Genomic DNA, 26,452 nt, shown 5'->3' on the forward strand with positions numbered 1-26,452 from the left:
TTGCGATTTTTGAGCGCTTCAGCGGTGGTGTGCGCCCGACGCAGGCAGGCCGCAGTGTTCTTCGCGTGGCAAGGACAATTCTTGCGGAGTTCGATGCTCTCATCGCGACCGCGAGGGCCGTTCGGAACAGCGAGGCTGGCCGGCTGAGTGTCGGGCTCTGCACCCCACTTTCCATTGGCAACCTGCAGACGTCCTTGCTGGATTTCAAGCAGCGATTCCCTCAAATCGAGCTTGTGACGATCGAGAAATCACGAACACGCCTGGCGACGGCACTTCGCAACGGCGTTCTCGATATCCTGATCGTCACAGGGAACCTGCCGTTACTCGACAACAGAGTGATGCCGCTGTGGAGCGAACGTGTTGTCGCCTTACCCCATGATCATCCCATCACCGCGCGCGACAAAGTCTACTGGACTGACCTACGCGGCGAGACGGTCCTGCTGAGCCATTACGATCCGGGAAAGGAGTTTGAAGATCTTCTGATTTCCAAGCTCGTGTCGCCTGAGGACCATCCTAAACTCGAGCGCCACGACGTCAGCCGCGGTATCATCAAGAGCCTGATCAGGATGAACACAGGAATCAGCCTGGTGCTGGAATCCGACATGGGCATCAACTATGCAGGCCTCGTCTACCGCGAATTGCGCGACGGAGCCGGTCCGAGCCGATTCGACTTTTCGGCATACTGGCGAGACGACAACGAAAACCCTGTCCTGGCTGGCTTCCCGAAGTTGCTCTCAGAGCGCTATCCCTCATCTCCGCTCGGACGCTGACGCGCCCGTCGAGCCTTCCGGAAATTTCTATCCGCTGCCATGAACCGCGCCAACATGGGAGCGATAAGCTTGGCCGCCTCCCCGATCGGCTGTCCGCTCTCTTGTGCAAGGATTTCCGCATATGCCACGAGATCCCTGTGCACGCTCGCCGGGAGTTCATGCGTAATCTTGATCGGCTTATCGTCTTCGATCGCTCCAAGTTTAAGCTTTGCCATCGTACCTCACCCTCTGTACGGTTCGAGCACCAGGTCGCGATTGACGATCACCCGCACCGGAAATCCCGGGCGGATCGTCAACGTCGGCTGGATGTTGAGATTGCGGCGGACCACCTGCTGGCCGGTTTGATTGAGGGAATCCCCCGCCCCACGGCGTAGCGCCTGAATGATGTCGCTATTGGTGTTACCCGTATCTGCCCCCGAATTCACCTCTGTGCCGACGGCGAGCAGCGTCGAAAGCGCGGCTGCCGCTAACAACTCTTTCCAATGATTGTCGACCTCGTCCTCAAGACCAGAGTAGCCTGCCGCATCTGCACCGGGCTGCCGCTCCAAAACGATCGACCTCCCATTCGGCATGATAAGGCGCGTCCAGACCAGGAGCACGCGCGACTGCCCAAATGCGACCTGGCTATCGTAGGTCCCAATCAGCCTTGCTCCCTGGGGGATAAGGCGTGCTCGCCCGGTAGGAGAATCGTATACCGCCTCTGTTACTTGCGCCGTGATCTGGCCAGGCACGTCGGAGCGGATTCCTGTGATGAGAGCGGCCGGAATGACCGTTCCGGCCTGGACTACAAAAGGCGAAGCCGGCCTCACCAGGCGATCGGGACTGGTCGTCCGGCGATCGACGGTTTCATTGACGAACGCAAGCTTTCGGTCCTGGCCATTCTGGGCAAACGCTTCGTCGGATGATGGCGCTGTGTTTGAACGGGCTTCGCTCGACGAGCTGGCAGGGGCCTGTGGCCGGACGTTGGTGCTCGCAAACAGCTTGCTGGTACGTGCCGCCTCGCCCTCTTGGTTGACGCGCTGCTGTTCAGCATCAACCCCAAGTGGACTTGCCGTCGAAGCGCCCTGTGCTGCAACGATCGGACGGCCAAGATCGCCCGGCAAAGGCGGTCCCAAGCGCGGCACATCCTTCGGGATCTCGGTGTAATCCTTCGGTAAGGTCGCAAGCTGATCGGCGACATTGTGGTGGTCGGTCGCGTAAAGCTCCTCGGGGGCAGGCCGTGCCGATCGCTTCTCCTGCAGAGCCCAGAACACCGCGCCAGAGATGAGTACCAGTACAACGGCGCTGCCGCCCGCAAGGACCTTGCGCGACAGGCGCGCAACTTCCGGCCGCTCCGGCCGCAGTCGCAGGGTTTCGACGATCTCTCCCGACTGCTGCGGCCGAGGAGCATCATGGGGTCCGCCATTTACCTGATCGGAATCGGTCACAAGGACCTCCCGTCGGCTCGGACGATCCTGACCTTCTGCTGGTGATCCTCGCCCAGCCTCAGTTCCGCAGCCGCGAACAGCCGGTCGACGATCAGCACATTGCCGTAAGTGCGGTAGTTGACGAGCTCGGTCTTGCCATCAGGCCCGATCACGAAGAGCGGCGGCATCTCGCCTTGGCCGATGCCGGGCGAAAACTCGATGTAGACCTTGCGCCCATCGTCATAGGCATTGACAGGACGCCAGGGTGGGCTGTCTCCCTCGATGGCGTAGAGGTAACGGCGCTGCGCCTGATCCGGGATGACCGGTGTGGGCGGCAGAGTTCGACCACGCGCGGTCCGATCCTCCGGATAGAACCACGAGACCTGTGGCATGTAGGGCTTTTCGCGGGAGCGCAGCTCGATCAGGTAGGTGCGCCGATCCGTGTTGATGACCAGATTGGTCTCGATCGAGGGCCGGGTTGGCTTGACCATGATATGTACGCGGCGCGTTTCGCCGCTGCCGCTCTCGGTGTCGCCGACCACCCAACGCACGGTATCACCCGCGGCAACTGGTCCCGACCCGATCAGCTGCTCGCCGGGCTCCAAGGCGATGTCGGTGATCTGCCCCGGCGCGGCATAGATCTGATAGAGAGCGCCCGGACTATACGAAAATACCTGCACCGCATTGAAGTAGCCGGCTTTCCGAGGCTGCACGCGTGCCGCGTCATTCGCGGTCTCAATCCGCTCGACGGGCTCTTTGGCTTCCGCGTTCTTGCCGCCGCGCGCCGCCTTCCAGGCCGGTGGCACATGCAGCGGGCGCGGCCGATCGTCGGCAAGCGCCGGCAGATCTGGAGCTGGCGGGACATCGCTATCGTAACTGATCTTCGGCGGCTTGAACGTGGTGCACCCGCCAAGGGTGGACACACCAATAACGAGAGCCAGAGCCAGGCTCGGGCGGACCCTCTGTGACGCAATAACGAGACCTGACGGCATGACTAGCCCAGCTCCTTCGACCAGTTGATGGCGTTGACGTAGATGCCAAGTGGATTCTTCCGCAGCCGATCCAGATCGCGGGGCATTTCTACGACGATGGTGAGGATGGCGCTCCACCGCTCGGTTGCGGCAAGCTGACCGTTGTCGTAGCGCCGCTCGATCCAGGCCAAGCGAAAGCTCTCAGCGGATGCCCGGATGACGCTCGAGACCTCGATCGCAATTTGCATCTTGCCGAGCTTGGCGAATGGATCGTTATTGCGGGCGTAATCATTGAGCGCGGCGGCGCCGCGGTCGGTCGTGAAGTCGTAGGCACGCAGCCAGTTTTCGCGAAGGACGATGGCGTCCATCGGCAGGCCACGCACATGCTCGATGAAGCGGGCCAGATGAAAGGCTACTTGAGGATCGGTCGGTTGATAGCTGGCATTTGCCGGAGCAACGGCTTTCGCTTCGCCCAGTTGATCGACCTCGACCACCCAAGGCGTGATCGTCCCGTGCGCCGATTGCCAGACCAGGGCGCCGGCGAAACCAGCGGATAAGAAGAGGGAGCCAAAGGCCATCAGGCGCCAGTTCTTGGCCTGCACGCGCGCAGACCCAATGCGGTCATCCCAGACCTGGGCGGCGCGTTGATAGGGAGTGACGGCTTCTGGCGTGCGGCCATAGTGAACAGCCGATCGTTTGAACATTGCTTGACCTCAAGAGATGGTAGGGAACCGAATTCGAAAGAAAGGAGTCGTCAGTGATCCTGCGAGAGGTCGACAGATCCGCCGCCGCCTCCGTGATCACCCGAACGGATCGCGTGGGTTGCCGCTGATGTGCCATGGCTGATCGTCTGCGCTCGCTTCATGCGCCGAACCCAGGCGGGCACACTGTCGGACGCTCTCGAGGGGCCCCCTCCCCCCTTACCGGCATTGCTCGCCGGTCCGCCACGACCAGCTGCGACCGAGCGCAATGGACTTGCAGCAGGCGAAGCGCTCGCCTCGGAGCCGGACTGACTCCCCGCCCGAAACACGCTCATGGTGCCGCTTGCAATCGCGCTTCCACCTCTTACGGCGCCTGCAATCGCGCCGCCGGCGAGACCGGCAGCGCCGGCCGCAAGGCCAGCGCCAGCCGCGACGACTCCACCGGCGGCAAGTCCCGTCCCAACGACGCTACCCGCGCCGAGCTGCGGGCCTCCGGAGACGATGCCGTTGGCAATGCCGGGTCCGAAAATGCCGAGGCCCAACAAGGCGAGAGCGCCCAGGACAAGCGCCATCGCGTTCTCGATGGTCGGCTGATTGCCGCCGAAGCCTGCCGTGAACTGCGAGAACAAGGTCGATCCGATGCCGACAATGACGGCAAGGACCAAAACCTTGACGCCGGAGGAGATGACGTTGCCCAGCACCCGTTCGGCCGCAAAGGCGGTCTTGCCGAACAGACCGAAGGGGATCAGCGCGAAACCTGCGAGCGTCGTCAGCTTGAACTCGATCAGCGTGACGAAGAGCTGGATAGCGAGAATAAAGAAGGCCAGAAGCACCACGATCCAGGCGAACAGGAGGACAGCGATCTGAACGAAATTCTCGAAGAAGCTGACATACCCCAACAGCCCCGAGATCGAGTCCAGGATCGGACGGCCGGCATCGAGCCCCACTTGCGCGATCCGACCTGGCCGCAAGAAATCTGCCGATGACAGGCTCGTGCCCGAGGCCTTGAGGCCAAGTCCTGCAAAGCTCTCGAAGACGATGCGGGCAAGGCTATTCCAATTCCCGATAAGGTAGGCAAAGACGCCGACAAACAAAGTCTTCTTGACGAGGCGGGCAACAATATCTTCATCAGTCCCCCAGGACCAGAACAGCCCCGCGAGTGTGAGGTCGATTGCGGCCAAGGTGGTCGCGAGATAGCCGACTTCGCCCCCGACCAGGCCGAATCCGGAATCGATATAGCGGGTGAAGGTTTCCAGGAACTGGTCGATGACGGAGGTGCCGCTCATTGCTCACTCGCTTTGGCTTCGAATGGAGGGTGGGAGGGACGGGACGCGGCTTTCGTCCTTACGCGGCAGCGGGGAGGAAAATGGCGCCGTGCCCGCCCCGCTATTCAAACCGTCTACCGAGCCGCTTTTCCCCAAGAACCGCCTGCGCTGTTCCGCCCAGATCTTTTGGCATTCGAGAAGAACCTCTCTCTGCTCGTAGGTGACGGTGCGGCATTGCTCGAGCTTTGCCGCCGTCGGATCGGGCTTTGCAGCAAACGAAGCGGACGATTGGGTCGCGCTCTCGTCCTCGCGCAGGCGGATGGCGCAGGCGGCGACGACCAGGACAGCAAGGCTAACTGCCACCGCCGTCGGCAGCCGTTCAAATCTATTCTTCATCATCAGTGGAACATCTGTACGGTTGTCGGTTGGTAGCCCTGACCCCGGGTCAGAAAGCGCCGAAGCTGCTCCCTCCCCTGATCCTGGGCACTTGCTCTTTGCGCGGCTTCGAGCGTTTGTGCGCGCCCCTGCGCGGCCACGGTCGCGGTGAGATCAGCAAGCTGCTGGGCTTGAAGCGCAAGCAGCTGGTTGCCGGCCTGGTTCGCCTGGAGTGCACCTGAGGCGCCCTGGCTCGCAGTGACCAAAGCCGACATCTGGGTGCGGTTGGTGTCGAGATTGCCGACGACGGTTGCCTGCATCCGCATGGCGTCCTGCAGGCCGGCAACCGCATTCTGCCAGCGTGTCTGGGCGTTGGCGACGAGGAGCTCATTGGACATGCTCGCGGATGTGGGCGCGTAAGTGGTGGAGTACGCACGATCGATCTGCTGGACGTCGTAAGCGATCCGCTGCGCCTGGGAGAGCAGCTGCTGGGTGCGCTGAATCGATTGCTCGAGCTGCTGCAACGACGAATATGGCAGGCTGGCGAGGTTCTTCGCCTGATTGATCAACATCTGCGCTTCGTTTTGCAACGAGGTGATCTGGTTGTTGATCTGCTGCAGCTCGCGCGCGGCCGTCATCACATTCTGCACGTAGTTGTTGGGATCGAACACGATCCACTGTGCCTTTCCTTCCCGGGGCACCTGGGCCAGGCTAATTGCGATGACACTTGCTGCCAGAAGCGGACGGAGACGGCTCATGACAAGCCTCCTTCCTTGGCAAGCTGCGGAATGAGATTGCAGGCCCAGGCGAGGTCTCGCGCCTTGAGCCAACCGGTGACGAAGTCATCCCTTCCGTGCTCCTCGAGCACCGGCTCGACGAGAGCCTGGTCGGTTTTGGAAGACGCGGCCGCAAAAGCCAGCGCGATTTCGCCAAGGCCGAGCTCGAACAGCCGGTTGCCCCGGCGCGACTGGCAATAGTAGTCGCGCTTTGGCGTCGCACGAGCGAGGATCTCGATCTGACGGTCGTTCAGCCCAAACCGCCGGTAGATCGCCGTGATCTGCGGCTCGATGGCGCGGTCGTTGGGAAGAAGGATCCGGGTCGGGCAGCTCTCGATGATGGCCGGCGCAATTGCCGAACCATCGATATCGGCCAGCGATTGGGTCGCAAACACGACGGAGGCGTTCTTCTTGCGCAGCGTCTTCAGCCATTCGCGGAGCTTGCCGGCAAAATCGGCATCGTCGAGCGCAAGCCAGCCCTCATCGATGATGAGAAGCGTTGGACGACCATCCAAGCGATCCTCAATCCGGTGGAACAAATAGGAGAGAACCACCGGCGCGACACCGGTCCCGATCAAGCCATCGGTCTCGAACACCTGGACCGAGCCCTCTCCGAGCCGCTCACCTTCCGCATCCAGCAACCGCTCAAACGGCCCGCCGAGGCAATAGGGCTGCAGCGCGCGCTTCAGCGCATTGGATTGCAGAAGAACGGACAAGCCAGTCAGCGTCCGCTCTCCAACAGGCGCCGAGGCGAGCGAGGTCAATGCCGACCAGACATGATCCTTGGTCTCGGGCGTGACCTCGATACGCTCGCGCGCAAGGATCGATACGATCCAATCGGCTGCCCAGCCGCGCTCACCAATATCCTCGATCCGCGCAAGCGGCTGAAGCGCCACGAATTCTGCCGAGTCTCCACCAACCGCGCCGCCGAGATCATGCCAGTCGCCACCCATGGCGATCGCCGACGCACGGATCGACCCACCGAAATCGAAGGCAAAGATCTGCGCTTCCGGATAGCGCCGGAACTGCAGGGCCATCAGCGCGAGCAGCACCGATTTCCCGGCACCGGTCGGTCCGATCACCAAGGTGTGTCCGACATCCCCGACATGGAGCGAGAAGCGGAAAGGGGTCGACCCTTCCGTCTTGGCGAAGAAGAGCGGAGGCGCTTTGAAGTGAGCGTCCCTCACCTCTCCGGCCCAGACTGCGGAGAGCGGGATCATGTGGGCGAGGTTCAACGTCGAGACCGGCGGCTGGCGGACATTTGCATAGACCTGTCCCGGCAGGCTGCCGAGCCAGGCCTCAACGGCATTCACTGTCTCGGTCATGGAGGTAAAGTCCCGGCCCTGGATCACCTTTTCGACCAAGCGGAGCTTTTCGTCCGCCGCGTGCGGATCCCTGTCCCAGACCGTGACGGTTGCCGTCACGAAGGCTTCACCGATCTGATCCGAGCCCAGCTCCTGGAGCGCACTATCTGCATCCATCGCCTTGTTGTGGGCATCGGTATCCAGAAGCGCGGACGCCTCGTTGGTCATCACCTCCTTCAGAATCGCGGCAATCGACTTGCGCTTGGCAAACCATTGCCGCCTGATCTTGGTCAGGAGTTTGGTTGCATCCGTCTTGTCGAGCATGATCGCGCGCGTCGACCAGCGGTACGGGAACGCCAGCCGGTTCAGATCGTCGAGAATTCCGGGCGTGGTCGCGCTCGGAAATCCCACGGCGGTCAGAACGCGCACATGCGCCTCACCCAGCACCGGCTCAAGCCCGCCTGTCAGCGGCTGATCGGCAAGGAGCGCATCGAGATACATCGGGATTTCCGGCACCCGAACGCGATGCCGCTTGGTCGAGACCGTCGAGTGCAGGTAGGTGAGCGTTGCCTCGTCATCGAGCCAGCCGCATTCCGGCATAAAGCCCTCAACGAGCTGCAGCACGCGGTTGGTCCGGTCGACGAAGCCACTCAGCACCTCGCGCGCATCAGCTCCCGCGCCGCGATGGCTGCCCTCGTACAGGAGACGCTCGGCCACAGCTGCACTCTCTGCTGGCGGCAGATAAAGGAAGGTCAGGTAGTAGCTCGATTCATAATGGCTGCCGGCCTCCTCGAATTGCGCTTTGCGCTCCGCATCCACCAGGGCGGATGCGACATCCGGGAATGTGTCGGGCGGATAACGCCCTGCCGAATGCCGTTGCGCCTCGACGAAGACGGCCCACCCCGATCCGAGACGCCGGAGCGCGTTGTTCAGCCGGCTTGCGACCGCAACGAGCTCGGCCGGCACGGAACTGTCGAGATCCGGCCCTCTAAACCGCGCCGTCCGCTGAACCGAGCCGTCCTTGTTCAATACAATTCCCTCGTCGACGAGTGCGGCCCAGGGCAGGAAGTCGGCAAGGCGCGTATTTGAACGGCGGTATTCGGCAAGATTCATCATGGGACTATTCTCAAGTGCTGAGGTGACCGGGAACGCGAACATGCCGGCGCACGACTTCCACGAATTCCGGATCGCGTTTTGCGGCCCAGACCGCGGCCATGTGGCCGATGAGTGCCAGCAGAAGGCCGGCTAGCCACAAGCGCAGGCCGAGGCTGAGTGCGGCGGCCAATGTGCCATTGAGGATGGCGACCGGACGTGGTGCCCCGCCCAGCAGGATCGGCTCGGTCAGCGCACGGTGGACAGGGGCGACAAAACCCGGGACTGGCTCATCCATCAGATCATCACCCCGCCGCCAAACGAGAAGAACGACAGGAAGAAGCTCGAGGCGGCAAATGCGATCGACAGACCAAACACGATCTGGATCAGCCGCCGGAAGCCACCCGACGTGTCGCCGAACGCGAGCGAGAGACCGGTCACGATGATGATGATGACCGCGATGATCTTGGCGACCGGCCCTTCGACCGATTGCAGGATCTGGTTGAGGGGCTGCTCCCAGGGCATGTTGGAGCCGGCGGCCCAGGCCGGTAGGCTAGCCAGGTACAGACAAGCGAATGCCGCAACTGACGTGAAACCTCGTCCGAGAGACGATCGTGCGTTCATGACTGATCTCCGATTTTTGAAAGGCTGTAGTCGCCTGATGTCCCGAGCCCAGTGACGCAAGCGAGCTCGCTCAAACGCCGTTCGGCACCACGGCCAGAGAGCACGGCGATGACGTTGATGGTCTCTGCGATCAGTGCGCGCGGGACCGTGACGACGGCCTCCTGGATCAGCTGCTCGAGCCGGCGTAGCGCGCCAAGCGCGGTGCCGGCGTGGATCGTGCCGATTCCACCGGGATGCCCGGTGCCCCAGGCTTTGAGCAGATCGAGAGCCTCGGCCCCGCGCACCTCGCCAATCGGGATACGATCAGGGCGCAGACGAAGCGACGAGCGCACAAGATCGGACAGCGAGACCACGCCATCCTTGGTCCGCAGCGCCACAAGGTTCGGCGCTGCGCACTGAAGCTCCCGCGTATCTTCAATCAGAACGACGCGATCCGAACCTTTGGCCACTTCCGCCAGAAGCGCATTCGTCAGCGTCGTCTTACCTGTCGAGGTGCCGCCGGCGACCAGGATGTTCTTGCGCGCGACAACCGCATCACGCAGCGCGTTCGCCTGCGCCGAGTTCAGGATGCCGGCAGCGACATAGTCGTCCAGGCCGAAGACAGCGACCGCGGGTTTACGGATTGCGAAGGCCGGCGCGGCGACGACCGGCGGCAACAGGCCTTCAAAACGTTCTCCCGTTTCCGGCAGCTCAGCCGAGATGCGGGGCGAGCCGGCATGAACCTCAGTGCCCACATAGTGCGCGACCAGCCGGACAATTCGCTCGCCGTCGGCAGCCGATAGACCGTCGCCGGTATCGGTAAGGCCGCTCGACAGCCGATCGATCCACAGCCGGCCATCAGGGTTCAGCATAACCTCAACGATCGACGGATCTTCCAGAAAGCCTGCGATGGCAGGCCCCAGCGCCGTGCGCAGCATGCGCGCACCCCGCAACTCGGCTTCCGAATGAAATGAATGGATCGCCACGACTGCCCCCAGTTAACTGAGGCAGCTAGCGTTCACCGGCCCCACGTGAGGACAACTAGAAAAAGCAGAACCTGCGCTTTAGCAACAATGGGACCAAATTGATCGTAGTCTGGCGTAGAAGAAGAAAGATTCGGGACGAACGCTTTGGACGCGCCGAAAATCATGACCCCGGACATCAGCCCGGCGACAGGCTGGCTTCACCACTCAGCATGGTCGTCCGCCTCCAGGATGGCGAGCTCGGCTGGTGGAATAACGGCCTCAACCGAGTTCCAGCCGCTCGCCGGTTGATGTGTGACCGAAACGCCAGCCGTCCGTTTCCGGCGCTCGAGCCACGGGACGGCGAACCAGACCAGCGCTGCCAGCTGCAGAAAAACGTTCACACCGAACGCGGTCTGATAGGCCGTCAAAGGATAATGCCCAGCCTCTAGAGGCCATTGCTCCAGAATCAGTCCCATCCCGTACTGCACGACGAACGCCCAGCCACATTGCAGGACGTTCAGACCCCCATTGGCGCGCGCAACCAGCTCGGCCGGGCAATAATCCGCTATGATGGCGTAGGTCAGAGCAGTGGCTGATCCGGCCAACGACACCACGCACCACGGCAGGAGTGATGGCCAGGGCGAATGCAGGATCAGCACAAGCTCCGCCACAATCAACATCGCCGCGACCAAACCAGACAGAGCCTCGGTCTTCTTAGCCCGGCGGCGCACCCAGTTGGCAAGGACGCCCAGGACCAGAGCCCCGAGACTCAGAGCGACCGCCATCACGAACAATTCGTTGACCAGTCTCGTTCGATCCAGCCGCTCCACATCGGAAAGCCAGGGCGCCGCCCATAAGGATTGCAGTGCCCAAGCGGACCCGACGCAGGTCGCCGATAAGGGCGCAATTCTCCAGAACCGGGCATCGGAATAGACTGTTTTCAGAGTGGCGGGCGTCCTGCTGCCCTGTGGCCGAGTGGTTCGTTCGGGAACCACGAGATAGATCAAAATGGCAGCAGCCGCGCTTGCGGCGGCCAGCACGCCGAATAGACCCCGCCATCCGATCCAGTCCAGGAGCGCCTCGGCAGGTGCTGTTGCAGTGACGGCGCCCAATGAGCCCAGCATGATCATGCAGCCATTGATGAGCGCCATACGTTCTCTTGGAAACCAGAGGACGATGATTTTTAGCCCGGACATCAGGGCTGCTGCACTCCCAAGTCCGACCATCGCGCGAGCAAGAAGAAGCGACAGGAAGCCCGTCGATAGTCCAAAGAGCGCGGCACCTCCTGCAGCAACAGCCAAGAGCACGCTCTGGACCCGGCGCGGCCCAAAGCGATCAAGTAACATGCCGATCGGAATCTGGGCCGCCATAACGACCAGAAAATAGATTGACGTGAGCAGCCCGACATCGGCAGCGCCAAGCCCGAGATCAGAGGCGAGGCGTCCAGCAATGAGCGTATTGATCGTCCGGAACAGGTACGAAAGGTAGTACCCGGCCGCGAAGGGAAGAAACACGCACGCGACGAGCCGCCACACATTACAGGGCTCAACGCGCTTTGCGGGCGATGATTGCGCCCTAACTTGCTTCGGCGCGCTTCTGCCGGCCCGCTCAGTCGCCTCAAAAAAAGGAGTTAGGCAGGTTTCGAAAGTTCAGATTGCTGCCGCCCTCCTCGGCGGCAGCGCTCGGCTCGGAGTTTCCATCCGCCGCGACTGCGGACAGACCTTCCTGACTCGACTGTTCTTCTGCCGCGCTCTGTGACGCGCCGCCATGGGCTTCACCGGCAGGTCGACTGCCCCTGCCCAGCCGATCGATCGTCTCCCGGATCAATGGCTGACCGAGCCGTACCCGCCGTTCGACCTGTTCCGCCAATACCTTGAAACGCTGCTGGCCGAGCAGGCACGCCTCCCGTTGCCCCGATGGCGGCATGGGCGGCGTCACGGTGAGGTGATAGCGCGCATGCAGGGCCACCGTCTCGGCAACGATCGCGATCTCGCGCTCGAGCCTGGCGATCTGGCCACTTGTCCGGTCCAGAGCCTCATGAACGAGCCCCTCGATGGGCGGTGCAGGATTCAGGAATCGTTCAAGGGCCATCTCGACGACCATGCTTTTGCCGAGGCCCGGGCGCTCGGTGGCAACTTCAAGCCGCTGAAACATGCTCTCGGAGAGCTGAACGGTGACCTTCTTGGTTCGCGGTCCTTCGTTCGGGCTCGACTGCGCATCGCTGTCGGCTTGATTCACAATCGAGCTGGGCTGGCCTCCAAGCTCTCCATCGACTTGCATTGCTTGTTCACTCCCCAATGTTCGACCGCGACCTGCCCGCGCACCGGGGCACGCGCGGCGTTCCGATCGAAACGGCTGAATTGCCCCCAGCGATGATGGACTTGAGAGAAGGGCCAATCCGAACCTCGCTTCAACCGCACCGACATCTGCGTCGTAGTCTGGCGTAGCCAAAGAAAGACAAGGCGGTCTCAAGAAGAGACGGATTTGTCAGCCTATATCGTTCGCGGGAAGCTAACGGCCTGTTACGGCGGCCCCGGAACCTTGAGTGACACGCCCATGCCTTGCGTGCTTCGTGGCGTGCTGCCGATCTGCGGGTCGGCTTATCTGACCAAGCGCCGCATCTATTGCCAGGAGCTGCCAAGGCGCATTTGGGGCGCGCGTACTGATTACTCGTGCTTCTCAGAGGCGTGCATATCGATACTCACCTCTTTCAGGACGGTGGATCCGCTTGCAAGCCGCCGTCCGAGCGCCTCCACAAAGCGATCGTAACGTTCTGCGCCCTTGGCGCGCGCGGCGGGAGTCGAATGTTCGGGGAGCGCCGGCGTCGAGATCAACCAGAAACGGATGAAGAGCGCGATGGTCTCAAGCGTGATGCCATCATTGCGCTCCTGGCGTTCGAGCACGCGTGCGATCCGGTCCAGCCGCTTGGCGATCGCCGCCTCGCGCCGATCGGAATCATCGGGGGAAAGGAACGCGGCTATCGCGGCCTCGGCGACCAGCGACTTGGGCTGCCCCCGGCGTTTCGCAAAGGCCTCGAGGGTTTTGAAGGTTTCCGGATCGAGATAGATACTGAGCTGGATCTTTTTCACGCTGCCTCCATCACAGATCCATCCCATCGTCCGCGTCGAGGCTGACGGTCCGCGCGACGCCCTGCATCGAGCGGCTCAGAGCTCGTGCCTGGACGGCATCGGCATCACCCTCGTCGAGGTCCGCGTCGAATTCGTGTTCGCCGAGCGGTGCCTTGATCTCGATCTCCTCATGTTCTGGCAATTCCGGCTCGCGACGCAAACCACCGTTCGCCCCGTCGCTCCTGCGCTTGCGTCTGGTCAGTAGCTCGACTGATGGTGGAATTGGAGCGCCGGCCGACCAGTCATCCGGTCCTGCGGACAAGGTGCGCGGCTCGAAGCGGGGCGGCTTCAACACACGTCGCTGAAACTGCGGATCCTCATAGTAGCGGACTTTCGTGGCACGCACCGGGTGCACCCCGGAAATCATCACGATTGCGTCTTTAGGCGAGAGTTGCATGACCTCGCCTGGCGTCAGCAGCGGCCGCGAGGTCTCCTGACGGCTCACCATGAGATGTCCAAGCCAGGGGCTCAATCGGTGCCCGGCATAGTTCTTCATGGCGCGTAACTCGGTCGCAGTTCCGAGTGCGTCGGATACGCGCCTGGCCGTACGCTCATCATTGGTCGAGAAGGCGATCCGCACGTGACAATTGTCGAGGATGGCATGGTTCGGCCCATAGGCGCGTTCGAGCTGATTGAGGCTCTGGGTGATCAGAAAGCTGCGGATGCCGTAGCCCGCCATAAAGGCGAGCTGGCTCTCGAAGAAATCGAGCCGGCCGAGCGCTGCAAACTCATCGAGCATCAGAAGAAGTTTTTGCCGGCGCCGGTTTGCATCGAGGCTTTCGGTCAATCGCCGCCCGATCTGGTTGAGAATGAGTCGCATCAAGGGTTTGGTGCGAACGATGTCGGATGGAGGCACCACGAGATAGAGTGAGACGGGCTCCGCGCCGTTGACGAGATCGCGGATGCGCCAATCGCTTCGCGCGGTGATCTTGGCAACGACCGGATCGCGGTAGAGCCCCAGGAAGCTCATCGCGGTTGAGAGCACGCCGGAGCGCTCGTTCTCGCTCTTGTTGAGAAGCTCGCGCGCGGCCGAAGCGACAACGGGATGAACGCTACCTCCAAGATGCGGGGTTGCGAGCATTGCGTTGAGCGTAGCGTCGATCGGGCGGGAGGGATCAGACAGGAAATTGGCGACGCCGGCGAGGGTCTTGTCGGCTTCGGCGTACAGGACATGCAGGATTGCGCCGACAAGGAGAGAGTGGCTGGTCTTTTCCCAGTGGTTGCGGCGTTCGAGTGCCCCTTCCGGGTCGACAAGTATGTCGGCGATGTTTTGGGCATCTCGCACCTCGCAATCACCACGACGGATCTCGAGAAGCGGGTTATAGGCGGCGCTGGCCGGATTGGTCGGATCGAATATGAGCACTGGCCCAAATCGGGCGCGCCAGCCGGAGGTCAACTGGAAGTTCTCGCCCTTGATATCATGAATGATCGTGGAGGCCGGCCAGGTCAGAAGGGTCGGTATGACGAGGCCCACGCCCTTGCCCGAGCGCGTCGGAGCAAAGCAGAGCACATGCTCCGGTCCGTCATGCCGTAGATAACGCCCCTCAAAACGTCCGAGCACGACGCCATCAGGCCCCAAGAGCCCCGCGCGCCTGACCTCGCGCGAATCGGCCCAACGCGCTGAGCCGTAGGTGGTGACGTCCCTCGCCTCATGGGCCCGGAACACCGAGAGCATCATTGCCAGCGCGATTGCCGCAATTCCGCCGCTTGCGGCGATGGCGCCGCCCTCAAGGAAGATCACAGGCGCGTAAGCATCGAATTTGAACCACCAGGCGAAGAAGGCAGCCGGCTGGTAAACCGGCCACCGCCCGAGGCTGAACCAGGCGGGTCCAAGCTGCGGCTGGAAGGCAAGCCGCCAGGCGGTCCATTCGGTCGCCGCCCACAGGAAAGCGAGCGCGACGAGACAGACCAGGATGATCTGATGCCAGATGATTTTTGTCGCGGACATGGGTTTGAGATGTGGACACCATCCACGTGCGAGCACAACCACAGCCCTCGCGGATCGCAGTCGCGCGCGTCCGAGCGGAGAGATCGGCGGGTCAGAGCGACAGCCCGCGTTTGCGCCCAAAGCTCCACTCGACGCTGCCGGGACCGGCGATGCCGCCCACCTGTTTGCCCAATTCGCGCTCGAGCGAGGGCGCCCAAGGCACGAGCTGGAAACCGAGACCATTGTCGATCATGGCGAAGCGCCCCGAGGCCAGTGACAGCCGCTGGCGATAGATCCCCGAAATCTGCTCACCTGCCTCAGCGGACAAATGCGCAAGCCCCGTTTTATCGGCAAGCCCTCGTCCGACTGCGTCGAGCTCGCGACGGCGCAGGGTCTCGGTCAGGTTGCGGCCGAGCGTGATCTTGTCGCCATTGCGGCGGGCAAGTCCCTGCTCTGCCAGGACGTCGATCCGCCGCTCGAGCGCGGCGCGCACCTCGGCGCCAAAGCCGGCGCGTGAGAGATCGGTAGGCTCGCGTGCCACGAGCCGTCGGTCGAGCCAGGTCGCCCCTTCCGCCGAGACCTGCTGCTCGAGCGCCAGGTCCGAGCGGACCGCAAGCGCGATCCGTGTTCGGCCGCGCGCATCCTCGAAGCGCCGGAGCTCCACGATTCCACCGATCGGGCCATCGCCGGCCGCCTCGATATCGGGAATTTTGAGATGATGCACGCGCCCATCAACCCCGTCGACAATGGCAAAGGCCGTACCCTTGAGTTCGTCATCGAGCCCGCGCGCAACGAGACGACCGATGACCGGTTCACCATGGCGTTCGCCTTCGAGTGCCCAGGACGAGGGTGCACGTGACGTGCCCTCCTTCGCAATTGTGTTGTGTAACCGCTTGATGATGTCGCCGCGCTCACCGAGCGCACGCAGCCGCGGCTCGGCGTCGGCGGCCAGCACCCAGCGCGCAGGACCGGCGGGCTCGGCCAAGCCGAGCCGCTCGAGCGTCCGCATCCGCCCTATCCGGATCTCCCGTAACGGATCGCGCCCGGCATCGCGGTCGGACCTCAGATCGATCACCCCGTCCGCCGCGCCCGCTTCCCGGCCAAGCGCCCGGTCGAGCCTCGTGAAGCGTTCGGCCGCCACTTCCGCTTCAAGGGTTTGGCGGATCTGGAGCTCTGACCGCGGACCGAGCTCGCGCGTGACGAGATCGCCGGCCCGGGCGCGCAAGCCCGTCGAGATATAGTCACGACTGATGACGAGGTCTGTTCCGTCGTCGGCGCGACCGCGCACGAGGATGTGGACATGCGGGTGCTCGGTGTTCCAATGATCCACGGCGACCCAATCGAGCCGGGTGCCAAGGTCGCGGGCGGCCTGATCCATCAGCTCGCGAGTAAAGGTGCGCAAGTTAGCCAGTTCGCCAGCATCATCGGGCGAGACGATGAACCGGAAGTGATGCCGGTCGCCCTCGCAGCGCTCGGCGAACGCGCGGCCGTCGGCATCATTGCCCGCCGGGTCAAAGAGCTTGCCCGGCGTCCCATCGCGGGTGACACCGTCGCGCTGGAGATAACCGATATGCGCTCGCAGCGCGCCCGGCGAACGCATCCGGCGCACGACCCGCGCCTTGACCATGGCGCTTCGTGCGCGGTTGTTGAAGAGCCGCGTCGCGGCAAGGCTCGCCGCGCGACCGCGTCCGAACCTGGAGCCGTAACCGCGGCCGCCGCGCGAAAGACCGCCGGCCTTCTGTGCGGCTCTGAGTGCTTGGCCCAGAAACGGTTTTGTCCGGGGCCCGCGCGTCGAACGGATGCGGCCTGGACGGACACGGAACTCCTTGTTACCGCTCATCGCGCGCTTCGCAAGGTGACGAAAACTGAGCAGGATCGGTGTGTTGGTGAAATGGGCAATGTGCGCTGAGTATCCGCAATGTTCACTGTGCAATTGAAATTGATACAGTTTCGCCAACAACCGACCGGCCACACCTTGCGGCTTTTATCCTGCCATCCCCGGTCGCCTTCTCTCTGTGGCCTGTCAATCAGCTTTCGACCTGTCAAAATCTCCGACGCCCTACAACGAAATGCGATTTCAATCATGGGATCGCACCCGGTTCGCTCGATGCACGAACATGCCATCGGCATGCGGCGTCAGCACATGCGGACTTGCCCCGGACAGCACATCCGACGACAGTTTCGAGGAGAACGACGATGCTGATGGGTCGATAAGGTGTCGCGACGCCCGATGAACAGCGGAGCTTGTCGCCAAGTCATGATAGGGTTCGCGACGGAGGCATCGGCGTCACGTGGCTCGGCGTCAAGCATTGGCGCGAGCGCAACTACGTACGCCTGCGTTTCTGCTGGAAGCGGTCGACCCGTGGTCAGGTGTTGTTCATAGCGGTCGGGACCCGCGTTGTAGGCTGCAAGGAAGCCGGGCGATCCGAAGCGGTCATGCATCTCGCGAAGATATCCTGCGCCTGCCATGATGTTGTCGCGCGGATCAAATGGATCGATGCCCAGTCCGTAACGAACGCTCAGCTCAACCCAGGTCTTGGGCATGACTTGCATCAACCCGAGCGCTTCCTTTGGCGAGATTGCTCGCTCATTTGTGCCGCCATCGAGCTGCATAACTGCGCGAATCCAGTGCTCCGGGATCGCAAATCTGCGGGATGCCTCGGCAATGAAGTCTGCAAAGGGCTCGACACGAGATGCGCTCATCGAATGTGCTACCGGAGCGATCAACTTAACATCCGCCAGGGCTTCGTATGGCAATACAGTCGTCACAAGAGCGGAAATACACGTGGCTATCCCAAGAAGCCGGAAACCTGCCATCGCGCTCGCGACCGTCCAGGGTAACGCGCGCTTGCGCCGGCCTTGCGGCCGCGCTGGACCGCCCCTGTGCGCGACGGCTGGCACGAAGGTGGTCGGGACGAAGGAATGGTACTGCGATCGATCGAACAAAGGAATGACAGGCTTTTCGATATTGGCGATCACAATCACTCCTCCCTAGTCCACATAGGCAACGCCTTGCCGATGACGGACGAGTGAGGCACAAGGCCAAAGTAGCGGCCGTCCAGAGAGTCTTCCGATTCCAAGTTCATGAGAAAAAGTTCGTCCGTGCCGACGACGCGGCATCCCTGCCAGATCGGGAGCGGCCTCCCGCGACCATCGCGCGCTTTTGCCTCTCCCATCTCGATCGCGTCGACGGAGATGGTGAGCCCTTTTCTGCAGACCGTTTGTCCAGGAAGCGCCAGCACGCGCTTGAGCATGGGAACGCCGATCGGCAGATAGCCGTTCAGATCGAGAAAAGTCGCAAGTGGTTCAGGCGGTCGGGCAGCGACGAGCTCAGTCACCGCAAGCCTACCGGTCGGCTGCAACTGGTAGAGACCGATCGGAACGCTCTTCGAGGCGTTCCAAATGTACGCTGGCGTTGCCTCTCCCATTGTCGACGTGACAAGGGCAACAGCTGCGAACGTCACTAGAATTGTCACTGACCGACTTCTCACGGTGCGATCCTCCGCCGACGCAGCCAAGCTTGGTGGCGTCCGCGAGTGTACGGCCGCGGCGTCTCATTCACGGACAAGCGGTTGTGGACGTGATGCCAATAGTCCAGCGCGACGTCGGCCGGATGGATGTCGAGCGCTTCCACTGCATCGATTAACTGCAGCACACGTTCGACTTTCGGCCAGCCGGTAAGCCGTAATAAAATGTCACCACCTGGCTTGACCCAAGGCACCGTCGAATAGCGCTGCCCGGGCGTGGCAGCGCGCATAATGTCGACACGCGAGATGACCGTGCCAAAATCGTTGGACGCCCATCGAACGAACGCAAAGACGGTGCCGGGCGCGAATGACAGGATGCGCCGGCGGCGATCAATGGTTTGTTCCGCTACCGCTCGGCCGAACCGAATTCGATTCTCGATACGCTTTTCGAGCCACAACAGCTCGACCGTCGTGAGGTCAGTCACGTTGTCCTCCGAAGCTTGTGGGGAGTTATTGCGGCAGGGCAGATTCCGACGTACACTTGGGCGATCGCGTCTGGGTCGCGTAGCCATCTTGCCGTTGGCGTATCCGTCACGACCACTTGTCGGTGGATGCTTTGGCCAAGCAAGCGCCAAGCGGCTGTATGTGACTTTGCAGACCGCACGCTATTATCCACAGTCCCTGTCGGTGGGCGAGGTTTCGTGAATCGGCGGGAGAGCGGACCTGAGTCCGCGCAAGGACTTGCGTGCATAGAGTTCGTTCCATGTTTGTGAACTGATCCCAAAATGTGCGAGGATTGCGTACTGAGTCGTTTTCCAGATGGAGGGCGATTTGCGGCGCATTCCGCTGAGCCGGCGGTCGCATGTGACTGGATTCCAGTCGCTGGGGACCGGGTTGACGGAGCATGAGAGCGCGCTTGAGCGTGACTTTGTGACGCTCGCGAGCTTCATGGATGCTGGTGCCGTCGTCACGGCGCAGCCGGTGACAATCCGCTTCAGGGATGACGGTCGGCCGCGCCGGTATACGCCGGACTTCCGCGTCGATTGGAGCGATGGCCGAACCGATGTTGTCGAGATCAAGTACCGCGCCGATCTGCGAGCCGGATGGAGCCGGCTCCGACCGGCCTTTGCGGCCGCGCGGGATTGGGCGAGCAACAACGGCGCGCGGTTCAGGATCTCGACGGAGTGCGGCATCCGCGGTCCGCGCCTTGAAGCCGCGAAGCGACTGCTGCCGCTGAGAAATACGCCGATTGACGCGATGCTAGCCGCGCGAGCTGTCGCGTATGCCCGCGCCCATGCAAACACCTTTGGCCACTTGGTCGATCTGCTGCCGGCACCGCGCGAGGCCGGCCTCGCGGTCGTGTGGCGACTGATCGCGCGCGGCGCTCTCGTCGTCGATCTGACGCTGCCGATTACCACCGACACGCGAGTAACGGCGCCATGAGCGCGCCAGAGATCTCGATGGTGGATGTCGTCGCATGGGACGAAGCGCGCCGCTATCTGCCCATCATCCGCCGGCTCGCCGAGAACTCGAGGCGCACGCGACAGGACGTGGCGGCTGCCGCGGCCGAGCTCGCCTGCGGACCGACGCATGTCTATGCGCTGCTGCGGCGCTACCTCGCCGATGCTCGCCTGACGAGTCTGCTGCCGCGCCGCCGGGGACCGGCGCGAGGCACGTCCTTGCTGGATCAGGAGGTTGACGCGCTGATCAATAACGTCATCGAGGATGTCTATTTGACGCGTCAGCAACCGCGGATCAGCGATCTGGTCGATGAGGTCCGACGCCGCTGCATGGTGGCGGGTTTGGTCGCTCCCAGCCGCAAGGCGATTACCGCACGGCTGCAATCGCGCCCGGCACGCGAAGTCGTCGCAAAGCGCCAGGGCAGAAAGGCAGCCCGCGATCGCTTCCTTCCCGCGGTCGGTTCGCTTGAGGCCCACTGGCCACTGTCGCTGATCCAAATCGATCACACGCTGGTCGACGTGATCGTCGTCGATTCCGTCACCCGAAAGCCGATTCAACGACCGTGGCTGACGCTCGCAATCGATGTCCGCACACGCTGTGTTGCCGGATTCCACCTGTCGCTGGAGCCGCCGTCTGCGACATCGGTCGCGCTCTGCTTGAGCCATGCGGCACTGTCCAAGGAGAGCTGGTTGGCCGAGCGCGGGATCGATGCAGTCTGGCCGGTGCGCGGTATCCCCGAGCGGTTGCACCTGGACAACGCCAAAGAGTTCCGCTCCGAAGCCTTGAAGCGCGGTTGCGAGCAATACGGCATCGCCATTGATTACAGGCCGGTGCGAACGCCGCATTATGGCGGGCACATCGAGCGGCTGATCGGCACCATGATGGGTAAGGTTCATCTGTTGCCGGGCACCACCTTCTCCGATGTCCGGACCAAAGGCGAGCTGAACCCCGACAAGATGGCTGCGATGACGCTCGATGAAGTTGAGCGCTGGCTTGGCCATGCGGTTGCGGGCATCTATCACTGCGATCTGCACCGCGGCATCGGCACGACGCCACTGGCTGCCTGGAAACGCGGCACGGTTGGCGACAGCACGACGCTCAGCCGTGGCGAGCCGACAGCGGTCACCGATCCTCGCCGCTTCCTGATCGACTTCCTGCCGATTGCTCGCCGCATGGTCCGGCGCGACGGCGTCGCGCTGCACTCGATCGCTTATTGGGCTGACGTACTGACCACCTGGATCGGACACCTGGAGCCGATGATCATCCGCTACGATCCGCGCGACCTCAGCCGGATCTATCTGCTCGGGCCTGACGGCTCCTACTACGACTTGAGCTACCGCGATCTGCGGCGCCCGCCGATCAGCTTGTGGGAGCATCGCTTGGCGCTGACGCGGCTGCGCGAGGACGGCCGCTCGCTGGTCGATGAGGCTGCGATCTTCCGCACGATAGAGACCATGCGCAAGATTGCCGATGATGCCGTGCTGGCCAGCAAGACGGCACGCCGGCAGCACGAACGGCGCAGACGTATTGTGCCCGCGAGCGAGCGTACCGATCTGCTCCCGGTCGAGCTCGATGCGGGCGATACCCTCGAGCAGATCGGCAAGGAGTTGCAGCCGCACGAGCGGATGTTCCCTGTCGAGGAGTGGGAATGAGCAAGGATTACGCACATCTCCGCCCGACGACGCGTCCATTTGCGGCCGAAGATGCAGGGTCGCGGATACGCCGCATCCGCACGGATCGATGGATCGGTTACGCACGGGCGGAAGCCGTCCTGGCGGCGCTGGAAGACCTGCTGAGCTTCCCGAAGCGTCTGCGGATGCCAAACCTGTTGTTGGTCGGCCCGACAAACAACGGCAAGACGATGATCGTGGAGAAGTTCCGGCGAACGCATCTGGCGAATGCCGCGAGCGAACCTTCTGACGGCGCGGCACTCATTCCAGTCTTGAAGGTACAAATGCCTTCGGGGCCAGATGAGGGCCGCTTCTTCGGCGCGATCCTCGAGGCGCTGGGAATGCCGTTCAACCCACGAGATCGGATCGCCACCAAGCAGGACACGGCGGTGCGCCTCATGCGCGCGACCAACGTACGGCTATTAGTGATAGATGAGCTCCACAATCTGCTCTCGGGCACGGCGATGCAGCAGCGGCGACTGCTCAACGTACTGCGCTGGCTCGGCAACGAATTACAGATCCCACTGGTCGGCGTCGGAACGACCGAAGCGCTGCGGGCGATCCGCAGTGACGAACAGCTCGTCAACCGATTTGAGCCCTTCCCCCTGCCCGTTTGGACCGATGACGACGAATATCGCCGGTTACTGAGCACCCTGGAGGCGGTGCTGCCGCTGCGCAGGCCGTCGAATCTGACCGATCCAGCGATGACAGCGCGCATCCTGTCCGCCGCCGAAGGCGTGCTTGGCGAGATCATTGCGATTGTCGCCCGCGCCGCCGTTAAGGCGATCGAGACGGGTGCGGAAACGATCTCCCCGCGCATGATCGAGCGTGCAGGCTTCATCAGACCCTCCGAGCGTCGACGTGTTGCAATCTGATCTGTTTGCAGTCACGGCATTGCCGCCAGCTCCGGCAATGACCGGTCTCCTGCCTCTGCGTGTCGTTCCGCAGAGCGGAGAAGCGCTGGCATCCTGGATTACGAGGCTCAGCGCTGCTTTGAGGTTGTCGCCCCTGGCGCTGGGCCGCATTGCATTTGGCGTTGATGCGACTGCCGATCCCGACTGGTGGCGCCGCCCATCGACCGAAGTGCTGGCGCTGATCGCCGAGAAGACAGGTGTCAGCACACGCGACCTTGCAGCAATGACGTTCAGAGATTGGGGGATTGCCCGCGATGATGAGGCCGCGCAACGGATAGGCAGCAAATATCACTTCGGCTCGCATCGGAGCCGCCGTGACCGGCGTATTGGTATCTGTCCGCGGTGCCTGGCCGACGACCGGTCCGGCTATTTGCGACTGCTCTGGATGAACGGATGGGCTGGCGTCTGCCCGGAGCATCGTATTGTCCTGACAGGACATTGCCCGTCTTGTCGCTGCGTGCTGCGAGTTCCCGGTCTGAACACGCGTCAACCCGTCGACTTGACCATCTGCCGAAAATGCGGCCTGAAGCTCGCCGGCACCATAGGAGTTCTCGCCCCTCCATCGGCACTGTGCCTTCAGGCGATCCTTGTTGCGGGCAAGGAATTGAACCGAACAAGGTTGCCGGGCGGCAGCACCCTCGACTGGCCGACCACAATGGCGCTGATCGACGTGCTGCTCAGCATGGTCTGGATCGACATCCCTCGGAAGTATCGCGAGCGCCTGTTCGTTCGCATTGCCAAGGATCTCGATCTCGGCGAACACAATAATATTGTGTGGAGCTCGAACTATGGCGGCCTCTTGATCCTCGCCTGGCTGCTTGAAGATCTCGCGAAGCGCCTGTCGGCGGCCATCGCCATTCTGCATGCGCCACGGCTTGATCGCCTGCTCGCTCGCGTGCCGGACTTGTCCGCCGAGATGAGCGATCTGCTGCGCGTCATTCTCGCGCCGGCCATTGCTTCTTCGCCGAAAGGACGCCGGAGCTGGTGCAACTGGATCGAGACTCTTCCTGAGGCTGGAATCGATCTGCGTGAGCGTGCGCTCCGTGAACGCTACAAGCTGCGGCGCCAGCGCTTGTTCGCGTTCGCGGCCGTCCATGATGGCGCGATGGTCGAGGCCGCCGCCGAGAGCGTCGGCGTCACTGCCCGAACGCTCTATCGCTGGCTGCTCAAAGGCGCGGAGCACGGACTGGAAGCTGCGCTGGAGCGTCCTCGACGGCAATCGCAATTGACTGGCGCTCAAGCGGAGGCGCTCGGGAGATGGATCGCTGCCGATCGGGCTCATCAGCATCGCCCCGTGGTGATTGCTGAAGCGATGGCTCAGTTCGGGATTGCTCTCAGTCCTGATCACGCATCCGCGCTGCTTCGTGTCCATCGCCGCGCCAAGCCAGGACGTCGTCACCGACGATGGAAACCGAAGCCGCGGAAGCTCACGCAGGTTGCCGGACCTACTCATGATCCGGCTCCTGGTTTGTGAATCCAGTTCGCGAATCCTGGAGCCGTTCCGCGAAACGTTGCACGAGTTCGCGAAACCTCGCGCACCGACAGTCCCCCAGGAGGCGTTTTCCGTTAGAAGGAATCCGAAGGATTCCAGGTTAGGAAAGTTACGGGGCGAAGTTGGGATTGAGTGCCAAGGCGTTAGCTCCGATTCCGGTCCCCGATAGCACGAGGATCGGGTCCCTGATGGCACGACAGTTGCGGTCCCCGATAGCACGAGATGATTCACAGGCTACCCCCTGACGGAGGAATGGGTCCGCGCTTGCGCAACCGCCCCACAAAGGCGTCGCTAAGAACGGGCGTGAAGTTCAGTCGTTCTGCTCGGCGCGGGTCATGCGTAATGACCAATCGGTAGCCAGGCAGTGTCTGCCGGCGAACAATCTCGCGCAGATCGTAGGTGAAATGCTTGAGCGGAGAGAGGCTGCCGGATTTGGCGTGGAGATGCGCAAGATCAAAGCTCCAGCCACCCTCCTGGCGACCGCCGTGCTTGCGTACGAGGCGGTAGAGCCAACGCTCCAGTCCGCCGGTCAGATCGAAATAGGCGCGATCGATGGTCAGTACGAGCGATTCGTTCAGGACGCCAGTATAGAACCAATCCGGTAGGATCAGTTCGAGTCCTCTTGCGCGGCCGTGCATATCGGCCGTCTCTTTCCATTCATTGATCCAGGAGAAACGATGCCGCCGCCGCTCCGTCGGCTGGCGGATCGAGGTCATAACGGTGGTCGATTGCAGCCGGTCGAGCGCGGCCTTGAGGCGATCGTAGTCTCTCACGCTGGTGCCTCGACCGGCAAAGGACAGGATTTCGTACGGCGTTGCCGCCATCAGACGGGATGTCTTCAGACCGGCGTCGCGAGCCTCAACGATTTGCGAGGCAGCCCAGATCAGAACGTCCGCGTCCCAGATCGTCGCCATGCCATGTTCCGTCAGGGCTTCAACCCGAATGGTGATAGTCCCGGCGCGGAAATCGATCGGGGCGATGCGCCTGGATTTCGCCAGCGAGAAGAACGGATAGGCCATTAGATCCTGCGCGTCCCGCGGCGCCAGATCGCCGGGCAAGGCGCGAAAGAGATCGAGCTGCGCACGCTCTGATCGATGTCTTCGCGGTGATGACATGTGGTGCTCCACTGCCGTCAGCGTCGCGGCTTGCCAGCGTATGGAATGGGCGCAGCCTGCCGTTTGGCCGGCAGGACGGTGCCGTTGCCCGGATCGGTGGTTGATGTCTTGGTGCCGCGGTCAGCCCAGGTTTTGAGATCATCGAGCGCGTACACCACGCGCCCACCGATCTTCCGATAGGTCGGTCCCGTGCCGTAGGTACGGTGTTTTTCTAGCGTCCGGCCCGAGAGACTGAGGAACCGGGCAGCTTCGGGCGTGCGCAGGTAACGCGGCGGCAAGTCGGCGTTCGGATCGGACATTGGAAAAGCTCCGTGATCGTCTGGAGCGCCCGAGCGGATGCCGGCGCCTTCGCGGTTACGATCGCGGAGAAATGCCGCAAAGGGGGATGGCGAAGAAAGGGGGATTGGTTTTCGATACCCCGTCGACTTCTCTACTTCTTGCGGGGTGATGGTCGCAGCAACGCGCGATAGCCACCGCGCATCAAGGCAAAGCCGGTCTGAACGAGTCTGATCGTTCGATCACGCAGATCGTGGGTTTTCCAAGCGCGTTCAGGAATCTGCCCCGCGCTAAACAGGATTTCCGCGATTTCGCGGTACGTATTGCCGTCCATCCGCGCATCGAGTGCGCGAAGTGCGAGCGCCAGGCGGCGGCGCTGGGCGGAAAACATATGCAATGGCGGTCCGGGCGGACGGTCATTCAAGGTTCGCCACAGCCGGCGCGCTGCGTGCGCACGAAATTCGAAGTCGCGGTCGAGCTGAAGCTCGACTGCATAGGTTTCGGCGACGACTGGTGTTTCCTTCAGCCACAAGCGGTGTTCGACGCCGCGCGGATTCAGCACGGCGTACCAGCCGTCGGGCGCTTGCCGCAGCTCTCCCGCGGTCAATTCGCGCAGCTTAAGACAGGACGTGAGTGTCCGCGCTGAACGGCACCGCCGGACGAATTGGGATCATCGTCGGCAAGACCTCCGGCGCCCAAAACACTGTCTGTTTCGAGAAAGATTGGTCAGGGTTAGCTGCGAAAACACAGCAGCCATTTTTGGCGGAATTCGGC

At 62.5% G+C, this 26,452-nt stretch carries 27 protein-coding genes; 5 read left to right on the top strand and 22 right to left on the bottom strand.

Features of this window, described 5'->3' with window-relative positions; genetic code table 11:
• The first annotated feature begins 65 nt into the window (after positions 1-65).
• The gene (locus tag ABIB78_RS30890; protein ID WP_429031465.1) at positions 66-770 is read left to right on the top strand and encodes a LysR family substrate-binding domain-containing protein; all 705 of its coding nucleotides are present in this window, start codon (positions 66-68) and stop codon (positions 768-770) included.
• On the opposite strand, the gene ABIB78_RS30895 is transcribed toward ABIB78_RS30890, so the two are convergent.
• From ABIB78_RS30895 to ABIB78_RS30985, 19 genes are all read right to left on the bottom strand, one after another.
• Positions 743-985 (bottom strand): DUF2274 domain-containing protein, encoded by a 243-nt coding sequence (locus ABIB78_RS30895; RefSeq protein WP_429031467.1) that lies wholly within the window; start codon positions 983-985, stop codon positions 743-745. The two genes, ABIB78_RS30890 and ABIB78_RS30895, sit on opposite strands and share 28 nt — an antisense overlap.
• 6 nt (positions 986-991) lie before the next feature.
• A complete protein-coding gene (locus ABIB78_RS30900) occupies positions 992-2,131 on the bottom strand; it encodes a TrbI/VirB10 family protein (protein ID WP_429031578.1) in 1,140 nt (379 codons plus the stop codon).
• A 62-nt stretch (positions 2,132-2,193) separates the two neighbouring features.
• On the bottom strand, positions 2,194-3,168 hold the full coding sequence (trbG, locus tag ABIB78_RS30905; RefSeq protein WP_429031470.1) for a P-type conjugative transfer protein TrbG: 975 nt from the start codon (positions 3,166-3,168) through the stop codon (positions 2,194-2,196).
• A 2-nt stretch (positions 3,169-3,170) separates the two neighbouring features.
• Positions 3,171-3,851: a conjugal transfer protein TrbF gene (trbF, locus tag ABIB78_RS30910; RefSeq protein WP_429031473.1), complete on the bottom strand. Its 681-nt coding sequence runs from the start codon at positions 3,849-3,851 to the stop codon at positions 3,171-3,173.
• A gap of 50 nt (positions 3,852-3,901) precedes the next feature.
• Complete coding sequence (gene trbL / locus ABIB78_RS30915) at positions 3,902-5,134, bottom strand: P-type conjugative transfer protein TrbL (protein WP_429031475.1); 1,233 nt, start codon at positions 5,132-5,134, stop codon at positions 3,902-3,904.
• Positions 5,135-5,137: 3 nt separating this feature from the next.
• The gene (gene trbK-alt / locus ABIB78_RS30920; RefSeq protein ID WP_429031477.1) at positions 5,138-5,512 is read right to left on the bottom strand and encodes a putative entry exclusion protein TrbK-alt; all 375 of its coding nucleotides are present in this window, start codon (positions 5,510-5,512) and stop codon (positions 5,138-5,140) included.
• Entirely contained in the window at positions 5,512-6,246 is a 735-nt protein-coding gene (gene trbJ / locus ABIB78_RS30925) for a P-type conjugative transfer protein TrbJ (RefSeq protein WP_429031479.1), read from the bottom strand. The genes trbK-alt and trbJ overlap by 1 nt, the downstream gene beginning before the upstream one ends.
• Complete coding sequence (trbE, locus tag ABIB78_RS30930; protein ID WP_429031482.1) at positions 6,243-8,684, bottom strand: conjugal transfer protein TrbE; 2,442 nt, start codon at positions 8,682-8,684, stop codon at positions 6,243-6,245. The genes trbJ and trbE overlap by 4 nt, the downstream gene beginning before the upstream one ends.
• Positions 8,685-8,694: 10 nt before the next feature.
• The gene (locus ABIB78_RS30935) at positions 8,695-8,958 is read right to left on the bottom strand and encodes a VirB3 family type IV secretion system protein (RefSeq protein WP_429031485.1); all 264 of its coding nucleotides are present in this window, start codon (positions 8,956-8,958) and stop codon (positions 8,695-8,697) included.
• On the bottom strand, positions 8,958-9,284 hold the full coding sequence (locus ABIB78_RS30940) for a TrbC/VirB2 family protein (protein WP_429031488.1): 327 nt from the start codon (positions 9,282-9,284) through the stop codon (positions 8,958-8,960). The genes ABIB78_RS30935 and ABIB78_RS30940 overlap by 1 nt, the downstream gene beginning before the upstream one ends.
• The gene (gene trbB, locus ABIB78_RS30945) at positions 9,281-10,201 is read right to left on the bottom strand and encodes a P-type conjugative transfer ATPase TrbB (RefSeq protein WP_429031491.1); all 921 of its coding nucleotides are present in this window, start codon (positions 10,199-10,201) and stop codon (positions 9,281-9,283) included. Before trbB ends, ABIB78_RS30940 begins: the two co-directional genes overlap by 4 nt.
• Before the next feature lie 245 nt (positions 10,202-10,446).
• Complete coding sequence (locus ABIB78_RS30950) at positions 10,447-11,763, bottom strand: MFS transporter (protein ID WP_429031493.1); 1,317 nt, start codon at positions 11,761-11,763, stop codon at positions 10,447-10,449.
• An 82-nt stretch (positions 11,764-11,845) separates the two neighbouring features.
• Positions 11,846-12,508, bottom strand: a complete 663-nt coding sequence (locus ABIB78_RS30955; protein ID WP_429031495.1) for a hypothetical protein — start codon at positions 12,506-12,508, stop codon at positions 11,846-11,848.
• 386 nt (positions 12,509-12,894) lie between these two features.
• Entirely contained in the window at positions 12,895-13,317 is a 423-nt protein-coding gene (locus tag ABIB78_RS30960) for a CopG family transcriptional regulator (protein WP_429031497.1), read from the bottom strand.
• A gap of 10 nt (positions 13,318-13,327) precedes the next feature.
• Positions 13,328-15,304 (bottom strand): conjugal transfer protein TraG, encoded by a 1,977-nt coding sequence (locus tag ABIB78_RS30965; RefSeq protein ID WP_429031499.1) that lies wholly within the window; start codon positions 15,302-15,304, stop codon positions 13,328-13,330.
• A gap of 91 nt (positions 15,305-15,395) precedes the next feature.
• A complete protein-coding gene (locus ABIB78_RS30970; protein ID WP_429031580.1) occupies positions 15,396-17,123 on the bottom strand; it encodes a relaxase/mobilization nuclease domain-containing protein in 1,728 nt (575 codons plus the stop codon).
• 296 nt (positions 17,124-17,419) lie between these two features.
• A complete protein-coding gene (locus ABIB78_RS30975) occupies positions 17,420-18,262 on the bottom strand; it encodes a lytic transglycosylase domain-containing protein (protein ID WP_429031502.1) in 843 nt (280 codons plus the stop codon).
• Between the two features lie 2 nt (positions 18,263-18,264).
• A complete protein-coding gene (locus ABIB78_RS30980; RefSeq protein ID WP_429031582.1) occupies positions 18,265-18,753 on the bottom strand; it encodes a S26 family signal peptidase in 489 nt (162 codons plus the stop codon).
• Positions 18,754-18,770: 17 nt separating this feature from the next.
• The gene (locus tag ABIB78_RS30985; RefSeq protein WP_429031505.1) at positions 18,771-19,235 is read right to left on the bottom strand and encodes a DUF2840 domain-containing protein; all 465 of its coding nucleotides are present in this window, start codon (positions 19,233-19,235) and stop codon (positions 18,771-18,773) included.
• A gap of 346 nt (positions 19,236-19,581) precedes the next feature.
• Here ABIB78_RS30985 and ABIB78_RS30990 point away from each other — a divergent pair, with 346 nt between their 5' ends.
• The 4 genes from ABIB78_RS30990 to ABIB78_RS31005 are packed head-to-tail and all read left to right on the top strand — an operon-like array spanning position 19,582 to position 24,269.
• On the top strand, positions 19,582-20,193 hold the full coding sequence (locus tag ABIB78_RS30990; RefSeq protein WP_429031507.1) for a TnsA endonuclease N-terminal domain-containing protein: 612 nt from the start codon (positions 19,582-19,584) through the stop codon (positions 20,191-20,193).
• On the top strand, positions 20,190-21,863 hold the full coding sequence (locus ABIB78_RS30995) for a transposase (protein ID WP_429031510.1): 1,674 nt from the start codon (positions 20,190-20,192) through the stop codon (positions 21,861-21,863). Before ABIB78_RS30990 ends, ABIB78_RS30995 begins: the two co-directional genes overlap by 4 nt.
• Positions 21,860-22,756 carry a TniB family NTP-binding protein gene (locus ABIB78_RS31000; protein WP_429031513.1) on the top strand — a complete coding sequence of 299 codons (897 nt, stop codon included), beginning with the start codon at positions 21,860-21,862 and terminating at the stop codon, positions 22,754-22,756. Before ABIB78_RS30995 ends, ABIB78_RS31000 begins: the two co-directional genes overlap by 4 nt.
• Positions 22,743-24,269 carry a TniQ family protein gene (locus tag ABIB78_RS31005; protein WP_429031516.1) on the top strand — a complete coding sequence of 509 codons (1,527 nt, stop codon included), beginning with the start codon at positions 22,743-22,745 and terminating at the stop codon, positions 24,267-24,269. The genes ABIB78_RS31000 and ABIB78_RS31005 overlap by 14 nt, the downstream gene beginning before the upstream one ends.
• A gap of 245 nt (positions 24,270-24,514) precedes the next feature.
• Here ABIB78_RS31005 and ABIB78_RS31010 read toward each other — a convergent pair whose 3' ends face one another.
• The 3 genes from ABIB78_RS31010 to ABIB78_RS31020 form a co-directional block, all read right to left on the bottom strand.
• Positions 24,515-25,402, bottom strand: a complete 888-nt coding sequence (locus tag ABIB78_RS31010) for a replication initiator protein A (RefSeq protein WP_429031517.1) — start codon at positions 25,400-25,402, stop codon at positions 24,515-24,517.
• Positions 25,403-25,419: 17 nt separating this feature from the next.
• Positions 25,420-25,701, bottom strand: coding sequence for a helix-turn-helix transcriptional regulator (locus ABIB78_RS31015; RefSeq protein WP_429031520.1), 282 nt, complete (start codon positions 25,699-25,701; stop codon positions 25,420-25,422).
• A gap of 131 nt (positions 25,702-25,832) precedes the next feature.
• Positions 25,833-26,285 (bottom strand): DUF2285 domain-containing protein, encoded by a 453-nt coding sequence (locus ABIB78_RS31020; RefSeq protein WP_429031522.1) that lies wholly within the window; start codon positions 26,283-26,285, stop codon positions 25,833-25,835.
• Positions 26,286-26,452 lie beyond the last annotated feature (167 nt).

Origin of the sequence: Bradyrhizobium sp. I1.14.4 (assembly GCF_050435825.1) — a bacterium.
GTDB lineage: Bacteria > Pseudomonadota > Alphaproteobacteria > Rhizobiales > Xanthobacteraceae > Bradyrhizobium.

Coding starts and splice junctions, on each gene's coding strand:
- ABIB78_RS30895 (WP_429031467.1), bottom strand. CDS start 985: ATGGCAAAGCTTAAACTTGGAGCGATCGAAGACGATAAGCCGATCAAG.
- trbG (WP_429031470.1), bottom strand. CDS start 3,168: ATGCCGTCAGGTCTCGTTATTGCGTCACAGAGGGTCCGCCCGAGCCTG.
- trbF (WP_429031473.1), bottom strand. CDS start 3,851: ATGTTCAAACGATCGGCTGTTCACTATGGCCGCACGCCAGAAGCCGTC.
- trbL (WP_429031475.1), bottom strand. CDS start 5,134: ATGAGCGGCACCTCCGTCATCGACCAGTTCCTGGAAACCTTCACCCGC.
- trbK-alt (WP_429031477.1), bottom strand. CDS start 5,512: ATGATGAAGAATAGATTTGAACGGCTGCCGACGGCGGTGGCAGTTAGC.
- trbJ (WP_429031479.1), bottom strand. CDS start 6,246: ATGAGCCGTCTCCGTCCGCTTCTGGCAGCAAGTGTCATCGCAATTAGC.
- trbE (WP_429031482.1), bottom strand. CDS start 8,684: ATGATGAATCTTGCCGAATACCGCCGTTCAAATACGCGCCTTGCCGAC.
- ABIB78_RS30935 (WP_429031485.1), bottom strand. CDS start 8,958: ATGGATGAGCCAGTCCCGGGTTTTGTCGCCCCTGTCCACCGTGCGCTG.
- ABIB78_RS30940 (WP_429031488.1), bottom strand. CDS start 9,284: ATGAACGCACGATCGTCTCTCGGACGAGGTTTCACGTCAGTTGCGGCA.
- trbB (WP_429031491.1), bottom strand. CDS start 10,201: ATGCTGCGCACGGCGCTGGGGCCTGCCATCGCAGGCTTTCTGGAAGAT.
- ABIB78_RS30955 (WP_429031495.1), bottom strand. CDS start 12,508: ATGCAAGTCGATGGAGAGCTTGGAGGCCAGCCCAGCTCGATTGTGAAT.
- ABIB78_RS30965 (WP_429031499.1), bottom strand. CDS start 15,304: ATGTCCGCGACAAAAATCATCTGGCATCAGATCATCCTGGTCTGTCTC.
- ABIB78_RS30970 (WP_429031580.1), bottom strand. CDS start 17,123: ATGAGCGGTAACAAGGAGTTCCGTGTCCGTCCAGGCCGCATCCGTTCG.
- ABIB78_RS30995 (WP_429031510.1), top strand. CDS start 20,190: ATGAGCGCGCCAGAGATCTCGATGGTGGATGTCGTCGCATGGGACGAA.
- ABIB78_RS31000 (WP_429031513.1), top strand. CDS start 21,860: ATGAGCAAGGATTACGCACATCTCCGCCCGACGACGCGTCCATTTGCG.
- ABIB78_RS31010 (WP_429031517.1), bottom strand. CDS start 25,402: ATGTCATCACCGCGAAGACATCGATCAGAGCGTGCGCAGCTCGATCTC.
- ABIB78_RS31015 (WP_429031520.1), bottom strand. CDS start 25,701: ATGTCCGATCCGAACGCCGACTTGCCGCCGCGTTACCTGCGCACGCCC.